A 26,539-nucleotide genomic window follows, 5' to 3' on the forward strand; every position below is an offset into this window, starting at 1 on the left:
GATCTCCGCTCCGGTATTGGCGCTGCCTCCGGAGTAGCCCCTGCCCATTTCCGAGAACCGGGACATCACCGTGTCTTCATCTCTCTTGCGCCCACGTCCGCCGGGGCCGGTCATACGCCGCTGGCTCGGCCGTAGCACGCTCGTCGTCTCCCTCTCCCTCCTTCCGCAGATCGTGGTTCCCTCGGGCTATGACTTCGCCGCCCAGGCCCAGCCCTCGGCAGCCCACAAGCGGTTGGAGGACCGTCCCGACGCGAAGATCAACAAGGTGGGCGTGCTCAAGCCCGGCACGTCCAAGGCCCCCAAGGACAAGGCCGCCTCCGCCTCCCAGGAGACCCGTGAGCGGCTGAAGAAAGCAGCATGGCCCAAGGCGGGCAAGGCCACCGCCACGGTCTTGGCGACCGGCGGGGCCGCTGTCACCGTCGGCGGGCTCGGCATGGAGCTGGCCCAGGAACCCGCCGCCATCCCGGCGTCCAAGCTGGCCAAGAACAAGGCGAAGGCCACCGGACCGGCCGAGAAGGTGACGCTCAGCGTCCACCCCCAGGCGGCCGCGAAGAAGGCGGGCGTCAACGGCGTCCTGCTCACCGTCGACCCGGCGGGAGCCACGTCCGCGAACTCCACCGGCGACACCGACAAGCTCCGGGTCTCTCTGGACTACTCCTCCTTCAACGACGTCTACGGCGGCAACTTCGGCCCCCGTCTGCGCCTGGTGACGCTCCCGGCGTGCGCGCTGACCACACCGGAGAAGAAGGCCTGCCGCACCCAGAGCCCGGTGGCGGGCGCGGACAACGACGCGAAGTCCCAGACCCTGACAGGCACGGTCTCCGCCCGCACCCTCTCGGCCGGCACTCCGATGCTGCTGGCGGCGGCGGCCGACAGTTCGGGCGGTGGAAGCGACTACAGCGCCACCCCGCTGTCCCCGACCGCGACCTGGGAGGCCGGCGGCAGCACGGGTGACTTCACCTGGAACTACCCGCTGCGGGTCCCCCCGGCGACAGCCGGCCCGTCCCCGAACCTGTCCATCTCCTACAACTCCGCCTCGGTGGACGGCCGCACGGCCGGGGAGAACAACCAGACCTCCGTCGTCGGCGAAGGCTTCTCGATCACCGAGTCCTACATCGAGCGCAAGTACGGCTCCTGCAAGGACGACGGCCAGTCCGGCAAGGGCGACCTGTGCTGGAAGTACGCCAACGCCACCTTGGTCCTCAACGGCAAGGCCGTCGAACTGGTCAACACCTGCGCCGACAAGGCGGCCTGTGACAGCGCAGCCCTGTCCGAGGCGACCGGCGGCTCGTGGAAGCTGAAGAACGAGGACGGCACCCGCGTCGAGCACCTGACCGGCGCCACCGGCAACGGCGACAACAACACCGAGTACTGGAAGGTCACGGACGCTTCCGGAACCCAGTACTTCTTCGGCAAGCACCGCATGCCCGGCTGGAGCGACAAGGGCACCACCTCCACCGCCGACGACGACCCGGTCACCAACTCCGTGTGGACCGTCCCGGTCTTCGGTGACGACTCGGGCGAGCCCTGCTACAAGTCCACCGGCTTCGCCGACTCCTTCTGCAACCAGGCCTGGCGCTGGAACCTGGACTATGTTGTGGACACCCACGCCAACGCCTCCACCTACTGGTACACCCCGGAGACGAACTACTACTCCAAGAACGCCGACACCACCGTCAACGGCACCGGCTACACCCGCGGCGGCTACCTCAACCGCATCGACTACGGCTTGCGCAGCGACCTGATCTACACCAAGCCCGCCGCCCAGCAGGTCAGCTTCACCTACGCCGAGCGCTGCGTCACCTCCGGCGGCTGCTCCAGCCTGACCAAGGACACCAAGGCCAACTGGCCCGACGTGCCCTTCGACATGATCTGCGCGTCCGGCACCAAGTGCATCACTCAGATCGGCCCCGCCTTCTTCACCCGCAAGCGCCTCACCGACATCACCACCTCGGTGTGGACCGGCACCGGCACCACCCGCCGGGACGTGGACACCTGGCACCTGGACCAGAGCTTCCCCGACACCGGCGACGCCTCCTCGGCGAGCCTGTGGCTGAAGTCCATCCAGAACACCGGCAAGGCCAACACCACCGCAGCCGCCATACCGCCGGTCGTCTTCGGAGGCATCCAGCTGTCCAACCACGTCGAGGGCAGCGGCCCGGACACCCTGCGCTACATCAAGTGGCGGGTGCGCACCATCAAGTCCGAGACCGGCTCCACCCTCACCGCCAACTACTCCGACCCCGACTGCATCTGGGGCTCGAGCATGCCGGCGGACATCGACAAGAACACCCGCCGCTGCTTCCCGGTCAAGTGGTCCCAGTCCGGAGCGACCCCGGTCACCGACTGGTTCCACAAATACGTGGTCACCTCCGTCTTCCAGGACGACCCCTACGGCCACGGCGACACCGGCGAGACGTACTACGACTACCAGGGCGGCGCCGGCTGGGCCTACGCCGACGACGAAGGCCTGACCAAGGCCTCCAACCGCACCTGGTCGCAGTGGCGCGGCTACGCCAAGATCATGGAAACCTCCGGCGACTCCGAGGGCCCGCGCTCCAAGAAGTCCACCCTCTACATGCGCGGCCTGAACGGCGAGAAGGAACTCGACGGCACCGCCCGGGTGGAGAAGGTCACCGACTCCACCGGCACCGCCCTCGACGACGCCCGCCAGTACGCCGGCTTCGTCCGCGAGACCGTCGTCTACAACGGCGCCGAGGAACTCAGCGGCACCATCAACACCCCCTGGTCCCACAAGACCGGCAGCCACGCCTACAGCTGGGGCACCACCGAGGCGTGGATCGTCCAGGCCGACGAGACCAGCACCCGCACCAAGACCTCCACCGGCACCCGCACGGCCAAGCAGAAGACCACGTACGACACCACGTACGGCATGCCGATGACCGTGGAGGACAGCGGCGACACCGCCAAGACCGGCGACGAGACCTGCACACGGACCACCTACGCCCGTAACACGGCGGCCTGGCTGGTGGCCAAGGTCAGCCGCGTCGAGGTGTACTCCGTCTCCTGTACAGCCACTCCTGCGGTTCCCGGGGACACCCTCTCCGACGTCACCACGGCCTACGACGGCCAGGCGGTCGGCGTGGCACCCATCATGGGCGAGATCACCGCCTCCTACCGGGTCGCCAGCTACGACCCAGTGGGCAAGACGCCCGTCTACCAGAAGGTCTCCGGCGCCACATTCGACAAACTGGGCCGCCCGCTCGCCGAGACCAACGCCCTGAACCGCACGGTCAGAACCACCTACGTCCCCGACGACACCGGCTACGGCCCGCTGACGTCCAAGACCTCCACCGACCCCAAGCTCTACGCCTCCACCACCGTGGTGGACCCGGCCTGGGGCACGGCTACCAAGACCACCGATGCCAACGGCAACGTCACCGAGTGGTCCCTGGATGCGCTCGGCCGCCTGGTCTCAGTCTGGAAGCCGGACCGCGCCCGTACGCTCGGCGACGCCGCCAGCATCGTCTACGCCTACAGCATCAACAACGACAAGGAGACCTGGGTCCGCACCGACGCCCTCAAGGCCGACGGAAAGACCTACAACAGCTCCTACGAGATCTTCGACGGCCTGCTGCGCTCCAGGCAGAAGCAGGTCCCCGCGCCGAACGGCGGCCGGGTGATCTCCGAGACCCTCTACGACGACCGCGGCCTGGCGTACATCTCCAATAGTCAGGTTCACGACGACAACGCGCCCTCGGGCGCCCTGGCCAACACCTACCCCGGTTCCGTTCCCGCCTCCACCGAGACGGTCTTCGATGCCGCCGGCCGCGCCACCGAATCGATCTTCCGGGTCTACGACCAGGAGAAGTGGCGCACCAAGACCGATTTCCAGGGCGACCGCACCGCCGCCACCGCCGCCGCGGGCGGCACCGGCACCCTGAGCATCACCGACGTCCGCGGCAGGCTCATCGAGCGCCGTGAGTACGGCGGCCCCATCCCGACGGGCACCGACTACACCCGCACGCTCTTCGAGCACGACGCCGCTGGCCGACTGACGAAGATGACGGGCCCGGACAACGCCGTCTGGTCGTACGGCTACGACCTGCGCGGGCGCAAGACCACGTCCACCGACCCCGACAAGGGCACCGTCACCACCACCTATAACGACGCCGACCAGCCGGCGACCACCACGACGACTCTCTACGGGGCCACCCGCACCCTGATCACCGACTACGACGAGCTCGGCCGCAAGACTGGCACCTGGGACGGGGTGCAGGACAACGACCACCAGCTGACCAAGTTCACCTACGACTCCCTGGCCAAGGGACAGGTGACCGCCAGCATCCGCTACATCGGCGGCACCGCCGGCAAGATCTACTCCCAGGTCGTCACCGGCTACGACGCGCTCGGCCGCCCCAAGGGCACCAAGACCGTTCTCGCCGCCACCGACCAGCTGGTCGCCGACGGTCACGCACCGCAGACGTTCACCACCTCGACCGTCTACAACAGGGACGGCACCGTCCAGTCCACCTCCATGCCCGCGGTGGCCGGCCTACCCGCCGAGACCGTCGCCAACAGCTACAACGACCTCGGCATGCTCACCAGCTCCGAGGGCATGGATGACTACGTCCAGAACATCGGATACTCCCCGTACGGCGAGATCGAGGAGACCCGCCTGGGCACCTCCACCGACGCCAAGCAGCTCCAGATCCTCAACCGCTACGAGGACGGCACCCGCCGCCTGGCCAACTCCCACACCGTCGACCAGACCAACACCGGCTACACCAGCGACGTCGACTACGTCTACGACGCCACCGGCAACGTCAAGTCGGTCACGGACAACGCGGGCGGCAAGGACACCCAGTGCTTCGCCTACGACGGCTACCGCCGTCTGACCGAAGCCTGGACCCCGTCCTCCAACGACTGTGCCACCGCCCGCTCGGCGAGCACCCTCGGCGGGCCGGCCCCGTACTGGACCAGCTGGACCTACAAGCCCGGCGGCCTGCGCGACACCCAGACCGAGCACAAGGCCACCGGTGACACCGGGACCGTCTACGGCTACCCCACCGTCAACGCCTCCGGCACCGGCCAGCCCCACACCCTGACCTCGCTCACCGTCGACGGCGGCACCGCCAAGACCCTTACGTACGACGAGCAGGGCAACACCACCCAGCGCTTCGGCCCCACCGGCATCGCGCAGAGCCTCACCTGGGACATCGAAGGAGAGCTCACCCACCTCACCGAGGGCACCAAGACCACCGACTACCTCTACGACGCCAACGGCGGCCTCCTGATCCGCCGCAGCTCCGACAAGACCGTCCTCTACCTGGCTGGCCAGGAACTCCACTACGACACCGCGGCCAAGACGTTCAGCGCCCAGCGCTACTACCCGGCCGGTGACGTCAGCGCCGTCCGCACCGAGACCAGCCTGACCTGGATGATCGACGACCACCACGGCACCGCCTCAATGACGGTGGACGCCACCACCCAGTCCATCACCCGCCGCTACACCAAGCCCTTCGGCGAGACCCGCAGCGCCACACCCCCAGCCTGGCCCGACGACAAGGGATTCCTCGGCAAACCCGCCGACGCCAGCACCGGCCTCACTCACGTCGGCGCCCGCGAGTACGACCCGACCATCGGACGGTTCCTCTCCGTCGACCCAGTCCTCGTCCCGGACGATCACGAGTCTCTCAACGGCTACGCCTACGCTAACAACACCCCCGTCACCAAGTCCGACCCCACCGGCCTGCGGCCGCTCACGGGCTGCGAGCAGGGATGTAGCGACGGCAAGGGCGGCACCTACCGGGACTACATGACGATGTCCAACGGGAAGTGGGTCTACAACTCCACGAAGACCTACGTAACCAAGGTTCCCGGCACGTCGAGCACGTACATCAGCGCGACCGTGCGGACCAGCGGCGGGAAATCGACCGCGGTTACCGTCGCCGTCTTCAAGAAGCCGACCTTCAAGAAGGGGCCGAACCCCGAGCCGGAGCGGAAGGACGGAAAGAAGGGGCCCGACGGTGAGGAGGCCGTGGACCTCTCTGCCGAAGAGCTGGTCGCTGTCTGGGCGGCGGGAGGACCGGAGAAAATCACCCTTCCCCCGGACGGCGAATTCGTCAGGCAATTGCGCACGGAGGACCACTTCATATCATTCACTAAAATGATACAGGGGCTGATCAGGGACGGGATATACACGAAAAAGGGATCGTTCAGCAAGTCTAACGGCCTTCGGAGCCGCGGGGAGAGGTACTGGGAAGGCATCAACGACCTCACCGGATTCTTCACAGGGGGAATCTACGGGGCCAGCCCGGCGAGTCTCGCGCTCGGTTCCTACACCCTCGACTACGAACTGCTCGGGGTAAGCTGCCGGCCGGCCGTCACGGACTCGGAGTGGGACCACGGAGCGCTTGTCGGCCAGGTACAGGTGGCGGTGTCCAACCTTATGAATATAACCTCGGCCACCCGCAGCTTTTCGGACGCCGGGTACAAGGACGGAGCAAGTAACCCGATCATGAAGGCCGGTTCTGACGCCCTCAAGCACGTCTGGCCCGACGGACAGACGGACATAAGGGTAAAGATCAATTGGATCGAGGAAGTGTATGTACCGTACTAGGCGAGGACGGCGGGCCCTCTTCGCCGCTGCACTCTCCGCTGCCCTCGTGACGGGTGCGGCCGGATGTGACGGCGAAGAAAAAGTGCCTGTCCCGAAGGAAAGTCAGGTCGTCGGCTCCTGGAGCAATCCCGGAGGGGACTGGATCACCTTCAGGAAAGGCGGGACGGGGCTCATCTCCGCCGGGGCGCAGCTTCAGCTGAGCGAACTGATGGATAAATCCGAGACCACGGGTTCCTGCGAGTTCTCCTGGGGAGTGGACACTGTGCCCGCAGGAGGGGACAAGTGGGTTTCCGTCACCTTCGAAAAGGGGCAGTGCGGCTCGGCGCCCGGAGAATTCGGTCTCTACTACTACTACGAAGACTCCAAAGAGCTGCGTCTGTCGCCGGCTGTTGAATTCCCGGAACCCGGCGAGATATATTCTCGATCGAACGCCAGGTAGCTGGCCGCCCTGAATCAGCCGATCTTCCGTAGTCCTTGTCGCGCCCGGTGCGGACCTCCCTCCCAGGGAGCGTCCGCGCCGGGCGCGCGGCCGTCGGTGGCCTGCTGACGCCGAACGTCAGCCTCTTGCCTTGGCGAACTTCACACCGACCACCGAGGTCGAACGCACCTCGCCCCCCGGGCAACTCCACATGCACGATGCCGCCGTAATTCCATCGCTTCCGCGCACCGGAGTTGGTCCGTGCACCGGACTCCTGACGCACGCGGCCAATGCCCGTTCCGACTTCGGGGTCGGCGCTACGAGTTGCTCAAGGCAGGCAACGGATCACGAGGAGTCATCTTCGCCTGGCAAGAGGGTGCGGACGTAGGCCACTTCTTCAATGCAGTGAACCACGGAGGGAACGTGAAGTTCCTTGACGGGCAGGCAGGCGGATACGCGGACATGGATTGGGATCACTGGGAGTTCATGCACACGGGGGGTGGCGCACAGTGATCACCCTGGAGGCCGCCACGCTGGCTGCACAAGAATTCGGGTCTCGCAATCTTCCCGAACGTGATGAATTGCGATGGGGATTCCTCTATCGGGGGATTTCGGGGGCCGGTCTCTACCTGTTTCAGATCACCGTCAGCCCATCGGTTCCGAATGAAAGACCAAGGTTCGGTGGCAGTCCGGGAGTTGTCGTCGACTCCAAGAGCGGTGACTGCCGATACGTGCGAGGCCACTCAGAGTACAAAGACCTTCTGCGCGAGATAGCCGACAGGACCCCGTAAGAGCTGACATGCCCGGTGCGACATCCCCTTCCCGAAGGCGCACCGGGCATGCGGCTGTCGAAGAATCGAGGTTCTCAAAGTTGAGCGGTATCCGCGGGCTCTGCGGGTGGTGACGCAGCATGTGCGCAGGCGTTGGTTGTCGGCGTTGCGGAACCCGAAGGCAGCGCGGGCGACGAGCTTGATCACGCGGTTGATCCCTTTGCTCTTGGCGTTGCTGTGTCCGGTGTCGATGAACGCGGAGATCTCGGGCCGCCAGCGGTCGATGGTGCGCAGGGCGCAACACAGGCGAGGAGACATTCGTAAATCCTTCGCCTGAAACACACTCCTAACCTTGGGTGCCGCCAGTACGCCGACGGCACCCAAGACCCTTGATCCCCAATGGTGGATGGGCGGCCGGCTCGGGTATTCTCTTGTTCGGCCGCGCAGGAGAAATGCGCTGATGCATCAAGGAGAAGTAATGGAATCTGCAACCCGTCGCGTCGGGTGCTTGCTACATTTGAGCGCTGGCGGGATTGCGGCAGGGGCGACGGTCTGGGTGGTCGCCAATATCTGGCGTTCTTGCGACGTCGGAAATGGTTCTGCCAACGGAGCGGTTCTGCTCTTCTGCTTTCTGATGACATGGGGCGTCCTCTCTTCGATATGGGGCTCTATTTTCAAAGTGCTTGGCGGCAAGAGCATCGCATGGGCTTATGGTGTTGCGATCTGTGCAACCGTGGGAATTTCCTGGGGGCTGATCGCCTGGATCGGCATCCTTGATTCATACCCGGCACCAGTCTGCCCGGGAAATGTCCCCCCGTGGTGGCCTGATTTTGTTCCCGTATAACGTCCAGCGCGGATCAGAGCCCGGGAGAATTACAGCAGGGTGGGCCACCGGTCGGTGCCGGCCGGCGCATCGGGGAACAGCCGCACGAGCACCCGGTCGCACAGCCCGGCATCCGGCTCCTCCCACCCGATCCCGAGCCCCTCGGCGACGTCGTACATGTGCACCAGCGTCTCGACGACGCCCATGGCGGCGAAGCCCTCGGCGTCGGAGAGCCCGAAGCCGTGATGCGACCTGACGGTCGCCGGGGTCACCCGCACCATGGCCGCCAGCAACCCCCCACAGGCATCCAGCACCTGCACCAGTCCGGCCGGACCCGCGCCACGGTCCGCGAAGATGACATTCGCCGGCGCACCGGACCTCTCCGCCCGCCACACGAAGGGCACCTCGGTGTCCAACTGCGGCTTCTCGGGCCCGAGTTGAGCGGCATAGGCGAACAGATCATCGGCCAGATGCTCGACGGTCTCCCAACAACTCCACTCCAGGGAACCGGCGTCGGCGTCCCAGTCGGCCGCCGTCCCCACGCTCCGAAGCGCGGCGGCGGCCAGACGGACGGCGTACAGCACATCATCGGCGGTTACGGGACCGGGGCCGGACGACCGGTTCGCTTCAGGCATGGCGGGACCGTATCAACGATCACCGGACAGGAACCGCGGCCTTTTCAACCGGGTGAGTACACCTACTCATGCGCAGCTCACCACCCCCGCCTAGCTTGTCCGGGTGCCCGAGAACCCCGAACCCCCAGCCGCCGAACCCGGCATACGCGGATGGTGCTGCTGCCTGCTCCCCGCCGCCCTGACCCTCGCCTGGCTCTTCGCAGCCCGCTTCCTGCCGGAGCGCGTGGCCTGGTACCCGTTCTGGCTCGCGGCCGTCGTCTGGAACGGCAGGGACGGACAGGGCGGCATCAGCCACGTACTGGGCTAGGAGCGGGCTAGGAGTTGCCCCACGCGCGTACAAGTCGGTGGCAGGCCGAACGACGGTAGGGGACGATCGCGAGGACATGGTCCATCTCGCGCCGCAACCCCCGAGGACGCATGTGTCACTCGCTCTTGAAGACCGCTTGGCCATCACCGAACTGGTCTCGTTGCATGGTCACCTCGTCGATGACGGCAGCCTCGACCGGTTCGAGGAGCTGTTCACCACCGATGTCGTCTACGACCTCACCGACTTCGGCCAGGAGCCTCTGCTCGGGGTGGCGGCCATCCGGGAAGCCGCATTGGCGCTGGGAGCCGCCAACCCCGTCGCTCATCACGTCACCAACGTCGTCGTGACGGCGTCTGCCGACGGCCGGGTGCAGGTCCGCTCCAAGGGCCTGGGCATCAAGGCGGACGGCTCCTGCGGTTCCGTCTCCTACGACGACATTGTCGTGCGCACCTCTGACGGCTGGCGGATCAGCCATCGCAAGATATCGCCGCGCCGCACCCCCCTGAACGGGATGACGAGTTCCGGCTGATCGCTTCACGCCTCGAAGCCGTACTCCAGCACGTACGCCGACGAGTCCAACACCATCTCGTTCACCTCGACGGCAGCGCCTTCGGCGTCGAAAGCCGTACGTGCGACCAGCATCACGGGCACGCCGGAAGGCAACGCCAGTTGCTCGGCCTCGTCCGCGCTGGGCATACGGGAGCGGATCTCCTCACGGAAGCGGACGGGCTTGCGGCCCAGTTCCGCAAGCCGGGCGTAGAGGCCGCCGGGTCCCGTGTCGGGCTGGGTGATCGGCGTGCCGAAGACGAGGGCGGCGGGCAGATAGGACGTGGCGAGCAACACGGGTTTGCCGTCGAGGGTGTACCGGCGCCGACGGACGCAGACCTTCTCGCCTTCCCCCTCGGCCAGGTCGAGGACCCCTGCGATCACCTCGGGGGCGCCCTCCTCGCTCACCTCGACCGAGTCGACGAGGAGCTCACGGCCAGCGGCATCGGCCTCCCAGACGGATCGCCCCTCTCCCCACTGCGCGTGGGCGAGCCGCTCGATGCCCCGCCGCCGGATCGGCTTGAAGTCCCGGACGAACACCCCGGCACCCTTGCGCGCCTCGACGATCCCCTCCGCCTGCAGAACCCCGAGCGCCTGCCGGGCCGTCATACGGGCCACGCCGTGCGCCGCCATGAGGTCGTTCTCGCCGGGGAGCCGCTCACCGGGCCCGTACTCGCCCGCCTCAATGGCCGCCCGCAGTTCCGCGGCAATGCGCTGGTACTTGGGCTGACGTCCCGCGTCCCGGCTGCTCATCCAGGTCTCTCCTCTGATCATCTCTAGACATCCTAGGCACCAAGGGTCACGCCCTACAGCCTGACGACGACACCATCCGAGCACTTTCGCGCGCATCTCTAGAGATGACTGGCGGAGACAGTGAAGCGGGTGCTTCACTGGACACATCTCTAGAGATGTACGGATCTCATCTCGCTGACTGCCCGGAGGTCGACGCCATGTCAGCCCACGCCGCGCCACCGCACTCCTCAAGCTCCGACATGTCAGAGGCGCAATGGCGGTTACCGCACGGCCCTCGCAGCCCGAAGCGCGCCCGGGACCTTCTGCGCAGTCAACTCGCGGAGTGGAAGATCGACGGCGAAGTGGCCTTCACGGCTGAGCTGTTGCTCTCGGAACTGGTCACCAACGCACTCCTGCACGCACGGATGCCAGCGGGACGCGAGATCGGCGTGCGCGTCGCCCGGTACGACGAACACCTGCGCGTGGAGGTCGCCGACGCCAACAACAGCCGGCCGGAGTTGAGAACAGCCACCGCCACGGACGAGCACGGGCGAGGTCTTGCTCTCGTCGACGCCCTCGCACAGCGATGGGGATGCTGCCCCCGCCGACACGGCATCGGCAAGGCGACCTGGGCCGAACTGCCTCTACTCCCAGGAGGCATCGCAAGTGCGCGCACCACCAGCGCGACCGACGGTACTGTCGGAATCGCCACGCAAAGTACTGGTCAGCCCAGGTGCGTAGGCGCGAACATCCGTAGTACCGCCGGAAGTACGAGCACCGACGGGCCGGGCTCGGACAGGGCCTTCGTCAGGTCCGTTTCCAAGGTTTCCGGAGACGTCCGGACGCCCGGTACCCCGAACGACTCCGCCAACGCCACGTAATCCGGGCGGGTGAGCTCCGTCGCCGTTGGCTCGCCGAAGGCGTCCGTCATGTATTCGCGGAGGATGCCGTAGCCGCCGTCGTCGATGATCAGCCAGGTGACGTCGAGGGCGTACTGCTTCGCCGTCGCCAGTTCGGCGATCGAGTAGAGGGCGCCACCGTCGCCCGAGACCGCCAGGACCGGGCGGGTCGGGTCGGCCGCCGCCGCGCCCAGGGCCGCCGGGAAGCCGTAGCCGAGGCCGCCGGCGCCCTGGGCGGAGTGCATGTGGTTGGGGCCCTTGGCGTCGAAGGCCGACCAGGCCCAGTAGGCCAGGATCGTCATGTCCCAGAAGGACGGGGAGTCGGCGGGCAGCGCCTTGCGGACGGACGCCAACACGTCCTGTTCCAGGGTGAGTTCCTGGGACGCGATCCGCTCGGCGACCCTCGCGAGCAGCTCTCGCACCCGCTCCGGAGCGGACGCGTCGGAACGCTCCACCACCGTCTCCAGAAGTGCCTGGAGCGCGAGGCGGGCGTCCGCGTGGATGCCCAGCCCCGGGTGGTTGGACTCCAGTTTGCCGAGGTCCGCCTCGATCTGGATGACCCTGCCGCGCGGTTTGAACGTGTGGTAGTTCGAGGAGAGTTCGCCGAGGCCCGAGCCGACCACCAGCAGGACGTCCGCGTCCTCCAGGAAGTCCGTGGTGTGCCGGTCCTCGATCCAGGACTGGAGGGACAGTGGGTGCTTCCAGGGGAAGGCGCCCTTGCCGCCGGGGGTCGTGACAACCGGTGCCTGGAGTCGCTCCGCCAACTGCTTCAGCTTGCGTGACGCGTCCGACCTCACCACTCCCCCGCCCGCGATGATCGCCGGGCGGGCGGCCGTGGACAGCAAGTGGGCTGCCAGCGCCGTCAGTTCGGGGCGCGGAACCAGTTCCTCCGGGGTCGCGTCCGGCGCCGTCACCACGGGCAGTGCCGTCTCCGCCAGCAGTACGTCCTGCGGGATCTCCACCCACACCGGGCCGTGCGGAGCCGTCAGCGCCGACTTCCAGGCCTCCGCGATCGCCGAGGGGATCTGGGACTGGGTGCGGACCTGGTGGACCGACTTCACCACGCCCCGGAACGAGGCCGCCTGGTCGGGGAGTTCGTGCAGATAGCCGTGGCGGCCACCGCCCAGGCCCGCCGTCGGGATCTGGCTGCTGATCGCCAGCACGGGCGCGGAGGCGGAGGCCGCCTCCTGGAGGGCCGCCAGGGAGGTCAGCGCGCCCGGGCCCGTCGACAGCAGCAGCGGCGCCGCCTCGCCGGTGATCCTGCCGTACGCGTCCGCCGCGAAGCCCGCGTTGTTCTCCACCCGCAGGCCGATGTAGCGCAGCGAGGAGCGGCGCAGGGCGTCGAACATGCCGAGCGCGTGCTGGCCGGGCAGGCCGAAGACGGTCGTCGCGCCCAGCCCGGACAGCGTCTCCACGACCAGGTCTCCGCCGTTGCGGCCCGGAGGGGGATTCAGCGCCGCCTCCGTCTGGGCGGCCGTCGGGCGCAGTTCCAGGTCGTGGTCGTGGGTCACTTGCCCTCGTTCTCCTTACGCGCCTCTGCGATCTGGCGGGACATGATCGTGGTCAGTTCGTACGCCGTGTGGGACGCGGCCACCGACGTGATCTCCGCGTGATCGTACGCGGGGGCCACCTCCACGACGTCCGCCGAGACCAGGTTGCAGGACGCCAGGCCGCGCAGGATCTCGAGGAGTTCGCGCGACGTCATGCCGCCCGCCTCCGGCGTCCCCGTGCCGGGCGCGTGCGCCGGGTCGAGGCAGTCGATGTCGATGGAGATGTAGAGGGGGCGGTCGCCGATGCGCTGACGCAGCTGGTCGGCGACCTCGTCGGCGCCGCGGCGGTAGATGTCCGCCGACGTGACGATGCCGAAGCCCATCTTCTCGTCGTCGGTGAGGTCCTGCTTGCCGTAGAGCGGGCCGCGCGTGCCGACGTGGGAGAGGGCGGAGGTGTCGAGGATGCCCTCCTCGACCGCCCGGCGGAACGGCGTCCCGTGCGTGTACTCCGCGCCGAAGTACGTGTCCCAGGTGTCGAGGTGCGCGTCGAAGTGGAGCAGCGCCACCGGGCCGTGCTTCTTCGCCACCGAGCGCAGGAGAGGCAGCGCGATGGTGTGGTCGCCGCCCAGGGTCATCAGGCGCGCGCCCGTGCCCAGCAGGTCGTCCGCCGCCGCCTCGATGGTGTCGACGGCCTCGTTGATGTTGAACGGGTTCGCGGCGATGTCACCCGCGTCCGCCACCTGGGCGAGGGCGAAGGGGGAGGCGTCCTGCGCCGGGTTGTACGGGCGCAGCAGCCGGGACGCCTCGCGGATCGCGTTGCCGCCGAAGCGGGCGCCGGGCCGGTAGGAGACGCCCGAGTCGAACGGCACGCCCACCACGGCGACGTCGGCGCGGCCGACCTCGTCGAGGCGGGGCAGCCGGGCGAAGGTCGCGGGTCCGGCGTACCGCGGGATGCGGGAGGAGTCGACGGGGCCGCGGGGCGTCTCGTTGCCGCTCATGGTCAAATGCCTTCTTTCTTACGCTTCAGCGCGTATGTACTGCTTATCGTAGGGATGGTGGTGTCGGTCTCCGGGGTCGCCGGGGACGCCAGGGACGACGAGCACTGACCCTAGGCGGCAGGAAAGCGGCTGCGAACTGTACGTTTCGTCCATCCGCGAGCCATGGAGTGGAGAGAACGTACATCGAGTCGGAGCAGCCCGCCGTTCCCCGACCCCGCCCGTTCCCTTCGCCGCCCTGATGCCCTGCGGCCCTGCGGCCCGTAAGGCTGCGCGGCGCCGCCGGGGACGGACCTGGACGATCCGGACGTACGGATGGAGCCGTGGTTCGCCCTCGAACACCAGTGAGTGACGCGTGTCCCAGCGTCCGGAACAGCGAAGACGCGCACAGTCCGCTGCCCCACAATGGGAACCATGCCGATACCCGGGACGCCCAGCCGCGCCGAACTCGTCGACCACCTCGTCAGAACCCGTATCGCCGGGGACGTCGCCACTCCTCGCGAGAACAACCTCTCGCACTACCGCCAACTCGCGAACGGCGTCCGCAACTTCTGGCTCGGCCTGGAACTCGGCGACCGCTGGAGCGACGAGCAGGACGTGCTCGCGGTGATGGCGGAGCGGGTCGGCGTGAACGACGATCCCGAGTACCGCTACGGCCAGGACACCATCGACCCCGAGCTGACGGTCGACGGCCTGGACCGGCTGGCGGCCCGGCTGCGCAAGGCGGCCGAGGGGCGGCAGCGGGTCCTGCTCGCCACCGGCCACCCGGGCGGTCTGCTCGACGTGCACCGCGCCACGGCCGCCGCCCTGCGCGCGGCCGGCTGCGAGATCGTCGTCATCCCGGAGGGGCTGCAGACGGACGAGGGGTACGTCTGGCAGGTCGCGGACGTGGCGGTGCTCGAGCACGGGGCCACGCTGTGGCACACGCACTCGGGCGAGCCGATGAAGGCCATCCTGACGGCGCTGGAGCGCGAGGGGCGCCCGCTGCCCGACCTGGTCGTCGCCGACCACGGCTGGGCGGGCTACGCCGGCCGGCACGGCGTCGACTCCGTCGGTTACGCCGACTGCAACGACCCGGCGCTGTTCATCGGCGAGGCGGAGGGCACCGTCCAGGTGGCGGTCCCCCTGGACGACCACGTCGTCAGCCCGCGCCACTACGACCCGGTGGTCGCGTACCTGCTGGCGGAGGCGGGCCTGTAGTTCGGCGGGTCAGTCCCGCCGGGGGACGCGGACCACGCCCTCCTGGATCACCGACACGGCGAGGCGGCCGTCCTGGGTGTAGATGCGGGCCTGGCCGAGGCCCCGGCCGCCGTGCGCGGACGGCGACTCCTGGTCGTAGAGGAGCCATTCGTCGGCGCGGAACGGGCGGTGGAACCACATCGCGTGGTCCAGGGACGCGCCCACGACGTCGCCGACCGCCCAGCCGCCGCGGCCGTGCGCGAGGAGGATCGAGTCCAGGAGCGTCATGTCGGAGACGTAGGTGGCGAGGACGACGTGCAGGAGAGGGTCGTCGGCCAGCTTGCCGTTGGCGCGGAACCACACCTGGGAGTGCGGCTCGCGCGGTGCGCCGTACTGGCCGTACGGCGGCTCGTCGACGTAGCGCAGGTCGACGGCCTCGCGTGCCTCCAGGAACTTCTCGACGATCTCGGGGGCGAGGTGGTCGTAGCCGCGCAGCCGCTCCTCGGAGGTGGGGAGCGTGGCGGGGTCCGGGGCGGGCGGCATGGGGGCCTGGTGCTCGAAGCCCTCCTCGTACCGCTGGAAGGAGGCGGACAGCGCGAAGATCGGCTGTCCGTGCTGGACGGCCACGACGCGGCGCGCGGTGAAGGAACGGCCGTCGTTCATCCGGTCGACCGTGTAGACGATGGGCGCGCCCGGGTCGCCCGTGCGCAGGAAGTACGCGTGCAGGGAGTGGGCGAGACGGTCCTCGGGGACCGTCCGTCCGGCGGCGACCAGCGCCTGTGCCGCGACCTGCCCGCCGAAGACGCGGGGGACGACGGCGGACCTGGACCGGCCGCGGAAGATGTTCTCCTCGATCTGCTCGAGGTCGAGCAGATCGAGGAGATCCTGAAGTGCCTGGCTCATGGGAGACAGTTGTACCCGCCAGTCATTTCCTGGGGTTTCGGGGGCCTTACAGGCCCATGTCCTTGGCGATGATCGACTTCATGATCTCGCTGGTGCCGCCGTAGATGCGGTTGACGCGGTTGTCCGCGTACAGGCGGGCGATCGGGTACTCGTTCATGAAGCCGTAGCCGCCGTGCAGCTGGAGGCAGCGGTCGATGACGCGGTGCGCGACCTCGGTGCAGAACAGCTTGGCGCTGGCGGCCTCGGCCGGGGTCAGCTCACCGGCGTCCAGGGCCTCCGTGGCACGGTCGGCGACGGCCTCGGCGGCGTCCACCTCGGCCTGGCAGGCGGCGAGCTCGAACTTGGTGTTCTGGAAGGCGGCGACGGGCTGACCGAAGACGACGCGCTCCTGCACGTACTGCTTGGCGAACCGGACGGCGGCCTTGGCCTGCGCGTACGCGCCGTAGGCGATGCCCCAGCGCTCGGAGGCGAGGTTGTGGCCAAGGTAGTAGAAGCCCTTGTTCTCCTCGCCGAGGAGGTCCTCGACGGGCACCTTGACGTCGACGAACGCCAGCTCGGCGGTGTCGGAGGTCTTCAGGCCGAGCTTGTCCAGCTTGCGGCCGACCGAGTAGCCCTCGGCCTTGGTGTCCACCACGAAGAGGGAGATGCCGTGGCGGCGGTCCTCGGCGGTGGGCGCGGAGGTACGGGCGCAGACGATCATGCGGTCGGCGTGGACGCCACCGGTGATGAAGGTCTTGGAGCCGTTGAGGACGTAGTGCGTGCCGTCCTCGGAGAGCTTGGCGGTGCTCTTCATGCCCGCGAGGTCGGAGCCGGTGCCCGGCTCGGTCATCGCGATCGCCCACATCTCCTCGCCGGAGACGAACTTCGGCAGGAAGCGCTTCTTCTGCTCGTCGGTGGCGAGCAGCTTGATGTAAGGCAGACCGAGCAGCACGTGCACGCCGGAGCCACCGAAGGAGACGCCCGCGCGGGCGGTCTCCTCGTAGAGCACGGCCTCGAACTTGTAGGAGTCGATGCCGGCGCCGCCGTACTCCTCGTCGACGCGGATGCCGAAGACGCCCAGTTCGGCGAGCTTGTAGTAGAAGTCGCGCGGCGCCTGGCCGGCTGCGAACCACTCGTCGTAGACGGGGACGACCTCGGCCTCGATGAAGGCCCGGAGGGTCTCCCGGAACGCCTCGTGGTCCTCGTTGAACACCGTACGGCGCACTCTCCGCCACCTCCACGTACCTGCATCGCGTACTTCGACCTGTCCAAGCGCCACTTGTCTAAGCGCTTGCTCAGGCAACCGTACCGGCGAGTACAGAGGTCGTCCAGAGTGGGACCGGGGTAACGCTCGTCACGCCCCGGCGGCCGAGAACGCCCCCCTGGCCATCCGGTGCAGCAGCTGTGCCGTGACCCCGCGGCCCGGCAGGGAGCCCGGCCGGCCGAGGTGCGGCGTCGAGTTCAGCAGACCGAAGACGGAGTGGACCGCCGAGCGGGCCGTCGGTTCCGTCAGGACGGGATAGACCTCGCGGACGACCTCCACCCACAGTTCGACGTACTGCCGCTGGAGCTGTCGCACCAGCTTGCGGTCGCTGTCCCGGAGGCGGTCCAGCTCACGGTCGTGCAGGGTGATCAGAGGGCGGTCGTCGAGGGCGAAGTCGATGTGGCCCTCGATGAGCGAGTCGAGGACCGCCTCGGAGGGCACGCCGTCGGCCTCCTGGAGGCGCCGTTTCGCACCTGTCAGCAGCCGGCCACTGATGCCGACCAGCAGCTCGGCGAGCATCGCGTCCTTGCCCGGGAAGTGCCGGTACAACCCCGGACCGCTGATACCGACCGCGGCCCCTATCTCGTCCACCCCGACGCCGTGGAAGCCGCGCTCGGCGAACAGTCGCGCGGCCTCCTTGAGGATCTGCTCGCGGCGGGTGGGGGCGTCGGTTCTCGTGGCCATGAAGACAATTCTAGACAGGGAGGTTAGCGGTCGTTAACCTGGAGGAAATGGTTAACGCTCATTAACGGCCGATCACCGGTCTCACCGGGTGAGGGGAACCGCAGGATGGAGCAGGCACCGGAGCTGACGAGCGCGGAGGATCCCGCGTCGGAGGCCTGGCGGGCCAACGAGGAGGCGCACCGCGTCCTCGTCGAGGAACTGCGCGGCAAGCTCGCCGCGGCGCGGCTGGGCGGTGGGGAGAAGGCGCGGGCACGCCATACCGCGCGCGGGAAGCTGCTGCCCCGGGACCGGGTCGACACCCTCCTGGACCCCGGGTCGCCCTTCCTGGAGCTCGCGCCGCTGGCCGCCGACGGGATGTACGAGGGGCAGGCCCCGGCCGCCGGGGTCATCGCCGGGATCGGGCGGGTCGCCGGGCGCGCGTGCGTGATCGTCGCCAACGACGCCACCGTCAAGGGCGGGACGTACTACCCGATGACGGTGAAGAAGCACCTCCGGGCGCAGGAGGTGGCGCTGGAGAACCGCCTGCCCTGTCTGTACCTGGTCGACTCCGGCGGCGCCTTCCTGCCCATGCAGGACGAGGTGTTCCCGGACCGGGAGCACTTCGGGCGGATCTTCTACAACCAGGCCCGGATGTCCGGGGCCGGGATCCCGCAGATCGCGGCCGTGCTGGGGTCGTGCACGGCCGGCGGCGCCTACGTCCCGGCCATGAGCGACGAGGCCGTCATCGTCCGCGGCCAGGGGACGATCTTCCTGGGCGGGCCCCCGCTGGTGAAGGCCGCCACCGGTGAGGTCGTCACCGCGGAGGAACTGGGCGGCGGCGAGGTGCACGCGCGCGTGTCGGGCGTGACCGACCACCTCGCGGAGGACGACGCGCACGCGCTGCGGATCGTGCGGAACATCGTCTCCACGCTCCCCGCGCGCGGGCCCCTCCCCTGGGAGGTGCGGCCGTCCGTCGAGCCCAAGGTGGACCCCTACGGGCTATACGGCGCCGTGCCGGTCGACTCCCGCACCCCCTACGACGTACGGGAGGTCATCGCGCGCGTGGTCGACGGCTCCCGGTTCGCGGAGTTCAAGGCCGAGTTCGGGCAGACCCTGGTCACCGGCTTCGCCCGGATCCACGGCCACCCGGTGGGCATCGTCGCCAACAACGGCATCCTGTTCTCCGAGTCCGCCCAGAAGGGCGCCCACTTCATCGAGCTGTGCGACCAGCGCGGGATCCCGCTGGTGTTCCTGCAGAACATCTCCGGGTTCATGGTCGGCCGGGACTACGAGGCCGGGGGCATCGCCAAGCACGGCGCCAAGATGGTGACGGCCGTGGCGTGCACCCGCGTGCCGAAGCTGACGGTCGTGATCGGCGGGTCGTACGGCGCCGGGAACTACTCCATGTGCGGCCGGGCCTACTCGCCCCGCTTCCTGTGGATGTGGCCGGGCGCCAAGATCTCCGTCATGGGCGGCGAGCAGGCCGCGTCGGTCCTCGCGACCGTCAAGCGGGACCAGTTGGAGGCGCGCGGCGAGTCCTGGCCCGCGGAGGACGAAGAGGCCTTCAAGGATCCGATCCGTGCCCAGTACGACCGTCAGGGGAACGCTTACTACGCGACGGCCCGCCTGTGGGACGACGGGGTCATCGATCCCCTGGAGACCCGACAGGTACTGGGGCTGGCCCTGACCGCCTGCGCCAACGCGCCCCTGGGCGAACCCCAGTTCGGCGTCTTCCGGATGTGAGGGGCATGACAACGATGTTCGACACGGTGCTTGTGGCCAACCGGGGCGAGATCGCCGTCCGCGTCATCCGGACGCTGCGGTCGATGGGCGTGCGTTCGGTGGCCGTCTTCTCGGACGCGGACGCGGACGCACGACACGTCCGGGAGGCCGACACGGCGGTACGGATCGGTCCGGCACCGGCGGCCGAGAGCTATCTGTCGGTGGAGCGGCTGCTGGAGGCGGCCGCGCGGACGGGCGCCCAGGCCGTCCACCCGGGATACGGCTTCCTGGCCGAGAACGCCGGCTTCGCGCGGGCGTGCGCCGACGCGGGGCTGGTCTTCATCGGGCCGCCCGCCGACGCCATCTCCCTCATGGGCGACAAGATCCGGGCCAAGGAGACCGTGCGGGCGGCCGGGGTGCCCGTCGTCCCGGGGTCGAGCGGCAGCGGGCTGACGGACGACCAGCTCGTCGCCGCCGCCCACGAGATCGGCGTCCCCGTGCTGCTGAAGCCGAGCGCGGGCGGCGGCGGCAAGGGCATGCGCCTGGTGCGGGACGCGTCGCTGCTGGCCGACGAGATCGCCGCCGCCCGCCGCGAGGCCCGCGCCTCCTTCGGCGACGACACGCTGCTCGTCGAGCGGTGGGTGGACCGCCCCCGGCACATCGAGATCCAGGTCCTGGCCGACGGCCACGGCACCGTGGTGCACCTGGGCGAGCGCGAGTGCTCCCTCCAGCGCCGGCACCAGAAGATCGTCGAGGAGGCACCGAGCGTGCTCCTCGACGAGGCCACGCGCGCATCGATGGGCGAGGCGGCCGTGCAGGCGGCGCGCTCCTGCGGGTACCGGGGCGCGGGCACGGTGGAGTTCATCGTCCCCGGGGGCGATCCGTCGGCGTACTGCTTCATGGAGATGAACACCCGTCTCCAGGTGGAGCATCCGGTCACCGAGCTGGTCACCGGGCTCGACCTGGTGGAGTGGCAGCTGCGGGTGGCGGCCGGTGAGCCGCTGTCCTTCGGACAGGAGGACGTCCGGCTGACCGGGCACGCGGTCGAGGCGCGGATCTGCGCCGAGGACCCCACCCGCGGGTTCCTGCCGTCGGGCGGGACGGTCGTCAGGCTGCACGAGCCGCAGGGCGACGGAGTGCGCACCGACTCCGGGCTCAGCGAGGGCACCGAGGTCGGCAGCCTGTACGACCCGATGCTGTCCAAGGTGATCGCCTATGGCCCGGACCGGCAGACCGCGCTCAGGAAGCTCCGGGCGGCCCTCGCGGAGACGGTCACGCTGGGCGTACCGACCAACGCGGGCTTCCTGCGCCGGCTCCTGGCCCATCCGGCGGTCGTGGCGGGCGAGTTGGACACGGGGCTGGTGGAGCGCGAGGTGGCCGGGCTGATCTCCGACGCGGTGCCGCCGGAGATCTACGCGGCGGCAGCGCTGCTGCGCCAAGGCGCGCTCGCCCCCGCCGCCGGCGCCGGCTGGACGGACCCGTTCGCCGCCGCCGACGGCTGGCGCCTGGGCGGCGAGCGGTCCTGGACACCGCACCACCTCCAGGTCCCCGGCCACGAGCCGGTGACCGTGCGCGTGCGCAGCACGCCGGGCGGCGCGACGGAGCTGCTCCTGCCCGGAGCGGACCGACCCCTGCGGGGGTCGGGGGGCGTACTCCCGCGGCGCGAGACCGGGCACCGGTTCGCCTTCCGGCTCGACGACGTCCGTCACACCTTCGCCGCCCTGCCGGACGGCACCTGGCTGGGGCGCGACGGCGACGCATGGCAGGTGCGCGACCACGACCCGGTCGCCGCGTCCCTGTCCCGTGCCGCGCACGGGGGCGCCGACTCGCTCACCGCGCCCATGCCCGGCACGGTGACGGTCGTGAAGGTCGCCGTCGGCGACGAGGTGACGGCGGGTCAGAGTCTGCTGGTGGTGGAGGCGATGAAGATGGAGCACGTCATCTCCGCCCCGCACGCCGGCACGGTCGCCGAGCTGGACGTCACACCGGGGACGACGGTCGCCATGGACCAGGTGCTCGCCGTCATCGCCCCGACAGAGGAGGACCAGTGACACTCCCCATGGTCGTTCCGGCCCCGGACCTGCCCGCGCGGGTCAGGATCCACGAGGTCGGCGCGCGCGACGGTCTGCAGAACGAGAAGTCGACGGTGCCGACGGCGGTGAAGGCGGAGTTCGTCCGCCGGCTGGCCGACGCGGGCCTGACGACGATCGAGGCGACGAGCTTCGTCCACCCCAAGTGGGTGCCGCAGCTCGCCGACGCCGAGGAACTGTTCCCGCTCGTCTCCGACCTGCCGGCGGCACTCCCGGTCCTCGTGCCGAACGAGCGCGGGCTGGACCGGGCGCTGGCGCTGGGCGCGCGGCGCGTCGCCGTCTTCGCCAGCGCCACGGAGTCCTTCGCGAAGGCCAACCTCAACCGCACGCTGGACGAGTCGCTCGCCGTGTTCGAGCCGGTGGTGCGGCGGGCGAAGGACGAGGGCGCCCACGTACGCGGCTATGTCTCGATGTGCTTCGGCGACCCCTGGGAGGGGGCGGTCCCGCTCCACCAGGTGGTGGGTGTCTGCACGGCGCTGCGGGACATGGGATGCGACGAGCTGAGCCTGGGCGACACGATCGGCGTCGCCACCCCCGGCCATGTCCTGGAGCTGCTCTCCGCGCTGAACGAACAGGGCGTGCCGACGAACGTGATCGGCGTGCACTTCCACGACACCTACGGTCAGGCGCTCGCCAACACCCTCGCCGCGCTCCAGCACGGCGTGACCACCGTCGACGCCTCGGCGGGCGGTCTCGGCGGCTGCCCGTTCGCGAAGTCCGCCACCGGCAACCTCGCCACCGAAGACCTCGTGTGGATGCTTCAGGGCCTCGGCATCGACACCGGGGTCGACCTCGGCCGTCTCGTCGCCACCAGCGTGTGGATGGCCGAACAACTGGGCCGACCCAGCCCGTCCCGCACCGTCCGCGCACTCGGTAAAACGACACAGCCCCACAAGGAGCAGTGACCCGACATGGACCACCGTCTCTCCCCCGAGCTGGAAGAACTCCGCCGCACTGTCGAGGAGTTCGCGCACGACGTCGTGGCGCCCAAGATCGGCGACTTCTACGAGCGCCACGAGTTTCCCTACGAGATCGTCCGCGAGATGGGCCGCATGGGCCTGTTCGGGCTGCCGTTCCCGGAGGAGTACGGCGGCATGGGCGGCGACTACCTCGCCCTTGGCATCGCGCTGGAGGAACTCGCGCGCGTCGACTCCTCCGTGGCGATCACCCTGGAGGCGGGTGTCTCGCTGGGCGCCATGCCGATCCATCTCTTCGGCACGCCGGAGCAGAAGCGGGAGTGGCTGCCGCGGCTGTGCTCCGGCGAGATCCTGGGCGCCTTCGGGCTGACCGAGCCGGACGGCGGCTCGGACGCGGGCGCCACGCGCACGACGGCCCGGATCGACCCGGAGACCGACGAGTGGGTGATCAACGGCACCAAGTGCTTCATCACCAACTCGGGCACCGACATCACGGGATTGGTCACGGTCACGGCGGTCACGGGCCGGGGGCCGGACGGCAGGCCGCTGATCTCGGCGATCATCGTCCCGTCCGGCACCCCGGGCTTCACGGTCGCCGCGCCCTACTCGAAGGTCGGCTGGAACGCCTCCGACACCCGTGAGCTGTCCTTCTCCGACGTCCGCGTCCCGGCGGCGAACCTCCTCGGCGAGGAGGGCCGGGGTTACGCGCAGTTCCTGCGGATCCTCGACGAGGGCCGCGTCGCCATCGCGGCCCTCGCCACCGGGCTCGCGCAGGGCTGTGTGGACGAGTCGGTGAAGTACGCGAAGGAACGGCACGCGTTCGGCCGTCCCATCGGCGCCAACCAGGCCATCCAGTTCAAGATCGCCGACATGGAGATGAAGGCCCACACCGCCCGCCTCACCTGGCGCGACGCGGCCTCCCGGCTGGTGTCCGGCGAGCCCTTCAAGAAGGAGGCGGCCCTCGCCAAGCTCTACTCCTCCACGATCGCCGTCGACAACGCCCGCGACGCCACCCAGGTCCACGGCGGCTACGGCTTCATGAACGAGTACCCGGTGGCCCGTATGTGGCGCGACTCCAAGATCCTGGAGATCGGGGAGGGCACGAGCGAGGTGCAACGGATGCTGATCGCCCGCGAGTTGGGCCTGGCGGGCTGACCCGGCGCGTTCGAACGATGGCCGGAAGCCGACCTGCCATCGCGGGTCCGGTGCGCTGAGCGCCCTCAAGCCGGCTGGTGCGGCGGCCTCATGGGCACCCCCGTGAGGCCGCCCGACCGCTTCACCTCCTCGGGTGAACACCGACCCCGGGCCAGAACCGGGCTCCTGAAAGCCCGTATGCCTTCGATCCACAGGGAGGACACAGAAAGACGGCGCGCGTCACCGCGGGTGTCCCGCACCCTGGAACCGCCCTCTGGACAGCAGCTGAGGTTAGGCTAACCTACATTCGAACCGTCCTCGGGTGATCCGCCCCGTTCGAAAGTAGCCAGAGACATGTCCAACGCCAGAGCCGCTCGTCCCACCCGCCGTGGCATCCTCGCCGCCGGTGGCGCCCTCGGCCTCGGTACCGTGCTCGCCGCCTGCGGGGACGACGACGCGGGCAGCAACGGCTCGGAATCGTCGGCCAACGCCTCGGCCAAGTCCGGTCCCTGGACCTTCAAGGACGACCGCGGCACCACGGTGAAGCTCGACAAGATCCCCGCGAACATCGTCGCGTTCACCGGTGTCGGCGCCGCCCTCTACGACTACGGCATCCAGGTCAAGGGCGTCTTCGGCCCGACGAAGACCACCGCCGGCAAGGCCGACGTCCAGGCCGGCGACATGGACATCACCAAGGTCGAGATCCTCGGCAACGTCTGGGACGAGTTCAACGTCGAGAAGTACGCGGCCCTCGCCCCGGACGTGCTCATCTCCACGATGTTCGACAACGCCGGCACCCTCTGGTACGTCCCCGAGGCCTCCAAGGACAAGATCGCGGGGCTCGCCCCGAGCGTCGCCGTCTCCGTCTACGACCGTCAGCTGACCGCTCCGCTGGAGCGCATGTGGGAGCTGGCCGAGTCCCTCGGCGCCGACATGACGGCGGCCGCGGTCACCGACGCCAAGAAGAAGTTCGAGGACGCGGCCGCCCGGCTGCGCGCCGCCGCCAAGGCCAAGCCCGACATCAAGGTGATGGCCGGTTCCGCGAGCGATGCGCTCTTCTACGTCTCCGGCACCAACCTCTCCGTCGACCTGGAGTACTTCAAGGCGCTCGGCGTGAACTTCGTCGAACCGCCGGAGAGCGCGAAGAAGCAGGGTGGCGGCTGGTACGAGTCGCTGAGCTGGGAGAACGTCGACAAGTACCCGGCGGACATCATCATGATGGACGACCGCTCCTCGACGATCCAGCCTTCGGCGATCACGAAGGCCACCTGGAAGAAGCTGCCCGCGGTGAAGGCCGGTCAGGTCATCGCCCGGTCGCCGGAGCCGATCCTCTCGTACGACAAGTGCGTGCCGCTTCTCGAGAACCTCGCCGAGGCTCTCGAGAAGGCGAAGAAGGTCAGCTGAAAGACACTCGGCGTCACGGGGTGAACTGCGGGCAGTCCGTGGCTGGTCACGCCCACGCGGCGGAGCCGCACATCGACACAGCCCCGCGCCCCCGAGGATGCCGCCCTCGCCCCACGCTTTCCGGGAGCCCCCCATGACCACGGCCGTCGCCGCGCCCTTTCGGTTCTTCTCCCTCCACGTCGTCCGGACCCGACGGCTCTCGCCGTCGCTCGTCCGGGTCACCTTCGCCGGCGAAGATCTCGAGTACTTCTTCTCCGACGGGCGTGACCAGTCCCTCTCCCTCTTCCTGCCGCACCCGGGGCAGTCGGAGCCCGCCGTTCCGATCGAACTCGGGGACGGCTGGTGGCAGGGATGGCGTGAACTACCGGACGGCGTACGGGCGGTGATGCGTTCGTACACGCTCCGGGCGCTGCGCGGCGACCCCGCCGAGATCGACATCGACTTCGTGCTGCACACCCCCGCCGGTCCCGCCTCCGCGTGGGCCTCCCGGGCCGCCGCCGGGGACCGGGTCGTTCTGCTGGGGCCGGCCGTCGCCGACAACCGGGCGATCCGGTTCCGGCCGCCGCAGGACACCGACCTGGTCGTGCTGTGGGGCGACGAGAGCGCCCTGCCGGCGATCGCGTCGATCCTCACGTCGCTGCCGGCCGGGCAGCGGGTGCGGGCATGGCTGGAGGTGCGCGACGCCGGGAACGTGCAGGAGTTGGCGACCTCGGCGGACGCCGGGATCACGTGGGTGGTCGGCGAGAGTTCCGTCGACGCCCTCCGGGAAGCCCCACTGCCGCCCACCGCGCATCCGTACGTCTGGATCGCGGGCGAGTCGGGGCGCGTGAAGGCGTTGCGCCGGCACTTCGTCCAGGAGCGAGGCGTCGACCGGCGCCGGGTCACCTTCGTCGGGTACTGGCGCCAAGGCATGAGCGAGGAACAGCTCCGCGAGGCGGAGTAGAGCAACCACCGTGCCCCCGCAGGCAGTTGTGCGGGGGCACGGGCGTGATCGCAGTCACGGCAGAGGCAGGGTTTCGATCCCGTCAGTTAGGTTAGGCTTACCTAAGTTATGCCCGAGGCCCCGCCCCTCAATCCGTCCCGCAG

At 69.1% G+C, this 26,539-nt stretch carries 21 protein-coding genes and 1 pseudogene; 14 read left to right on the plus strand and 8 right to left on the minus strand.

The window, feature by feature from the left end:
* Positions 1-112 precede the first annotated feature (112 nt).
* The 3 genes from OG289_RS19045 to OG289_RS49695 all read left to right on the plus strand — a co-directional run bounded on the left by OG289_RS19045 (position 113) and on the right by OG289_RS49695 (position 7,514).
* On the plus strand, positions 113-6,583 hold the full coding sequence (locus tag OG289_RS19045) for an RHS repeat domain-containing protein (protein WP_442819088.1): 6,471 nt from the start codon (positions 113-115) through the stop codon (positions 6,581-6,583).
* Between the two features lie 46 nt (positions 6,584-6,629).
* A complete protein-coding gene (locus OG289_RS19050; protein ID WP_327315229.1) occupies positions 6,630-7,022 on the plus strand; it encodes a hypothetical protein in 393 nt (130 codons plus the stop codon).
* A 240-nt stretch (positions 7,023-7,262) separates the two neighbouring features.
* On the plus strand, positions 7,263-7,514 hold the full coding sequence (locus OG289_RS49695; RefSeq protein WP_442818919.1) for a toxin glutamine deamidase domain-containing protein: 252 nt from the start codon (positions 7,263-7,265) through the stop codon (positions 7,512-7,514).
* 230 nt (positions 7,515-7,744) lie between these two features.
* Here OG289_RS49695 and OG289_RS19055 read toward each other — a convergent pair whose 3' ends face one another.
* Positions 7,745-8,089: a transposase gene (locus OG289_RS19055; RefSeq protein ID WP_327315230.1), complete on the minus strand. Its 345-nt coding sequence runs from the start codon at positions 8,087-8,089 to the stop codon at positions 7,745-7,747.
* Positions 8,090-8,249: 160 nt separating this feature from the next.
* Here OG289_RS19055 and OG289_RS19060 point away from each other — a divergent pair, with 160 nt between their 5' ends.
* On the plus strand, positions 8,250-8,615 hold the full coding sequence (locus tag OG289_RS19060) for a hypothetical protein (protein WP_327315231.1): 366 nt from the start codon (positions 8,250-8,252) through the stop codon (positions 8,613-8,615).
* A gap of 29 nt (positions 8,616-8,644) precedes the next feature.
* Here the strand turns inward: OG289_RS19060 and OG289_RS19065 are convergent, their stop codons facing one another.
* Entirely contained in the window at positions 8,645-9,229 is a 585-nt protein-coding gene (locus OG289_RS19065; RefSeq protein ID WP_327315232.1) for a hypothetical protein, read from the minus strand.
* Positions 9,230-9,332: 103 nt separating this feature from the next.
* Between OG289_RS19065 and OG289_RS19070 the strand changes: the two genes are divergently transcribed.
* Both OG289_RS19070 and OG289_RS19075 read left to right on the plus strand, forming a co-directional pair.
* Positions 9,333-9,536, plus strand: coding sequence for a hypothetical protein (locus OG289_RS19070; protein ID WP_327315233.1), 204 nt, complete (start codon positions 9,333-9,335; stop codon positions 9,534-9,536).
* 112 nt (positions 9,537-9,648) lie between these two features.
* Positions 9,649-10,065, plus strand: coding sequence for a nuclear transport factor 2 family protein (locus OG289_RS19075; RefSeq protein WP_327315234.1), 417 nt, complete (start codon positions 9,649-9,651; stop codon positions 10,063-10,065).
* A 5-nt stretch (positions 10,066-10,070) separates the two neighbouring features.
* Here the strand turns inward: OG289_RS19075 and OG289_RS19080 are convergent, their stop codons facing one another.
* Positions 10,071-10,835: a GntR family transcriptional regulator gene (locus tag OG289_RS19080; RefSeq protein ID WP_327315235.1), complete on the minus strand. Its 765-nt coding sequence runs from the start codon at positions 10,833-10,835 to the stop codon at positions 10,071-10,073.
* 239 nt (positions 10,836-11,074) lie between these two features.
* Here OG289_RS19080 and OG289_RS19085 point away from each other — a divergent pair.
* A pseudogene (locus OG289_RS19085) lies at positions 11,075-11,446 on the plus strand (ATP-binding protein); the annotation flags it as partial.
* 92 nt (positions 11,447-11,538) lie between these two features.
* On the opposite strand, the gene OG289_RS19090 reads toward OG289_RS19085, so the two are convergent.
* Both OG289_RS19090 and speB read right to left on the minus strand, forming a co-directional pair.
* Complete coding sequence (locus tag OG289_RS19090; RefSeq protein ID WP_327315236.1) at positions 11,539-13,224, minus strand: thiamine pyrophosphate-binding protein; 1,686 nt, start codon at positions 13,222-13,224, stop codon at positions 11,539-11,541.
* On the minus strand, positions 13,221-14,201 hold the full coding sequence (gene speB, locus OG289_RS19095) for an agmatinase (RefSeq protein ID WP_327315237.1): 981 nt from the start codon (positions 14,199-14,201) through the stop codon (positions 13,221-13,223). Before speB ends, OG289_RS19090 begins: the two co-directional genes overlap by 4 nt.
* Positions 14,202-14,612: 411 nt before the next feature.
* Here speB and OG289_RS19100 point away from each other — a divergent pair, with 411 nt between their 5' ends.
* Entirely contained in the window at positions 14,613-15,398 is a 786-nt protein-coding gene (locus tag OG289_RS19100) for a phosphatase (RefSeq protein WP_327315238.1), read from the plus strand.
* Between the two features lie 9 nt (positions 15,399-15,407).
* Here OG289_RS19100 and OG289_RS19105 read toward each other — a convergent pair whose 3' ends face one another.
* From OG289_RS19105 to OG289_RS19115, 3 genes are all read right to left on the minus strand, one after another.
* Positions 15,408-16,280 (minus strand): acyl-CoA thioesterase, encoded by an 873-nt coding sequence (locus tag OG289_RS19105; RefSeq protein WP_327315239.1) that lies wholly within the window; start codon positions 16,278-16,280, stop codon positions 15,408-15,410.
* 46 nt (positions 16,281-16,326) lie between these two features.
* On the minus strand, positions 16,327-17,484 hold the full coding sequence (locus tag OG289_RS19110) for an acyl-CoA dehydrogenase family protein (protein WP_327315240.1): 1,158 nt from the start codon (positions 17,482-17,484) through the stop codon (positions 16,327-16,329).
* Between the two features lie 129 nt (positions 17,485-17,613).
* On the minus strand, positions 17,614-18,207 hold the full coding sequence (locus OG289_RS19115; RefSeq protein ID WP_327315241.1) for an SACE_7040 family transcriptional regulator: 594 nt from the start codon (positions 18,205-18,207) through the stop codon (positions 17,614-17,616).
* Between the two features lie 105 nt (positions 18,208-18,312).
* Here OG289_RS19115 and OG289_RS19120 point away from each other — a divergent pair, with 105 nt between their 5' ends.
* The 6 genes from OG289_RS19120 (at position 18,313) to OG289_RS19145 (ending at position 26,396) form a co-directional block, all read left to right on the plus strand.
* Positions 18,313-19,929: a carboxyl transferase domain-containing protein gene (locus OG289_RS19120; protein WP_327315242.1), complete on the plus strand. Its 1,617-nt coding sequence runs from the start codon at positions 18,313-18,315 to the stop codon at positions 19,927-19,929.
* Positions 19,930-19,943: 14 nt separating this feature from the next.
* Positions 19,944-21,959, plus strand: coding sequence for an acetyl/propionyl/methylcrotonyl-CoA carboxylase subunit alpha (locus tag OG289_RS19125; protein ID WP_327320729.1), 2,016 nt, complete (start codon positions 19,944-19,946; stop codon positions 21,957-21,959).
* An 8-nt stretch (positions 21,960-21,967) separates the two neighbouring features.
* Positions 21,968-22,903 carry a hydroxymethylglutaryl-CoA lyase gene (locus OG289_RS19130; protein WP_327320730.1) on the plus strand — a complete coding sequence of 312 codons (936 nt, stop codon included), beginning with the start codon at positions 21,968-21,970 and terminating at the stop codon, positions 22,901-22,903.
* Between the two features lie 6 nt (positions 22,904-22,909).
* A complete protein-coding gene (locus tag OG289_RS19135; RefSeq protein ID WP_327315243.1) occupies positions 22,910-24,070 on the plus strand; it encodes an acyl-CoA dehydrogenase family protein in 1,161 nt (386 codons plus the stop codon).
* A gap of 333 nt (positions 24,071-24,403) precedes the next feature.
* Positions 24,404-25,453 carry an ABC transporter substrate-binding protein gene (locus OG289_RS19140; protein WP_327315244.1) on the plus strand — a complete coding sequence of 350 codons (1,050 nt, stop codon included), beginning with the start codon at positions 24,404-24,406 and terminating at the stop codon, positions 25,451-25,453.
* Positions 25,454-25,586: 133 nt separating this feature from the next.
* A complete protein-coding gene (locus tag OG289_RS19145; RefSeq protein ID WP_327315245.1) occupies positions 25,587-26,396 on the plus strand; it encodes a siderophore-interacting protein in 810 nt (269 codons plus the stop codon).
* Positions 26,397-26,539 lie beyond the last annotated feature (143 nt).

Origin of the sequence: Streptomyces sp. NBC_01235 (assembly GCF_035989285.1) — a bacterium.
Taxonomy (GTDB): Bacteria; Actinomycetota; Actinomycetes; order Streptomycetales; family Streptomycetaceae; genus Streptomyces.

Excerpts from the sequence above, each read along its gene's own strand:
- speB (WP_327315237.1), bottom strand. The coding sequence starts at position 14,201 with ATGAGCGGCAACGAGACGCCCCGCGGCCCCGTCGACTCCTCCCGCATC.
- OG289_RS19115 (WP_327315241.1), bottom strand. The coding sequence starts at position 18,207 with ATGGCCACGAGAACCGACGCCCCCACCCGCCGCGAGCAGATCCTCAAG.
- OG289_RS19140 (WP_327315244.1), top strand. The coding sequence starts at position 24,404 with ATGTCCAACGCCAGAGCCGCTCGTCCCACCCGCCGTGGCATCCTCGCC.
- OG289_RS19080 (WP_327315235.1), bottom strand. The coding sequence starts at position 10,835 with ATGAGCAGCCGGGACGCGGGACGTCAGCCCAAGTACCAGCGCATTGCC.
- OG289_RS19145 (WP_327315245.1), top strand. The coding sequence starts at position 25,587 with ATGACCACGGCCGTCGCCGCGCCCTTTCGGTTCTTCTCCCTCCACGTC.
- OG289_RS19130 (WP_327320730.1), top strand. The coding sequence starts at position 21,968 with ATGGTCGTTCCGGCCCCGGACCTGCCCGCGCGGGTCAGGATCCACGAG.
- OG289_RS19065 (WP_327315232.1), bottom strand. The coding sequence starts at position 9,229 with ATGCCTGAAGCGAACCGGTCGTCCGGCCCCGGTCCCGTAACCGCCGAT.
- OG289_RS19060 (WP_327315231.1), top strand. The coding sequence starts at position 8,250 with ATGGAATCTGCAACCCGTCGCGTCGGGTGCTTGCTACATTTGAGCGCT.
- OG289_RS19125 (WP_327320729.1), top strand. The coding sequence starts at position 19,944 with ATGTTCGACACGGTGCTTGTGGCCAACCGGGGCGAGATCGCCGTCCGC.
- OG289_RS19135 (WP_327315243.1), top strand. The coding sequence starts at position 22,910 with ATGGACCACCGTCTCTCCCCCGAGCTGGAAGAACTCCGCCGCACTGTC.
- OG289_RS19105 (WP_327315239.1), bottom strand. The coding sequence starts at position 16,280 with ATGAGCCAGGCACTTCAGGATCTCCTCGATCTGCTCGACCTCGAGCAG.
- OG289_RS19055 (WP_327315230.1), bottom strand. The coding sequence starts at position 8,089 with ATGTCTCCTCGCCTGTGTTGCGCCCTGCGCACCATCGACCGCTGGCGG.
- OG289_RS19120 (WP_327315242.1), top strand. The coding sequence starts at position 18,313 with ATGGAGCAGGCACCGGAGCTGACGAGCGCGGAGGATCCCGCGTCGGAG.
- OG289_RS19100 (WP_327315238.1), top strand. The coding sequence starts at position 14,613 with ATGCCGATACCCGGGACGCCCAGCCGCGCCGAACTCGTCGACCACCTC.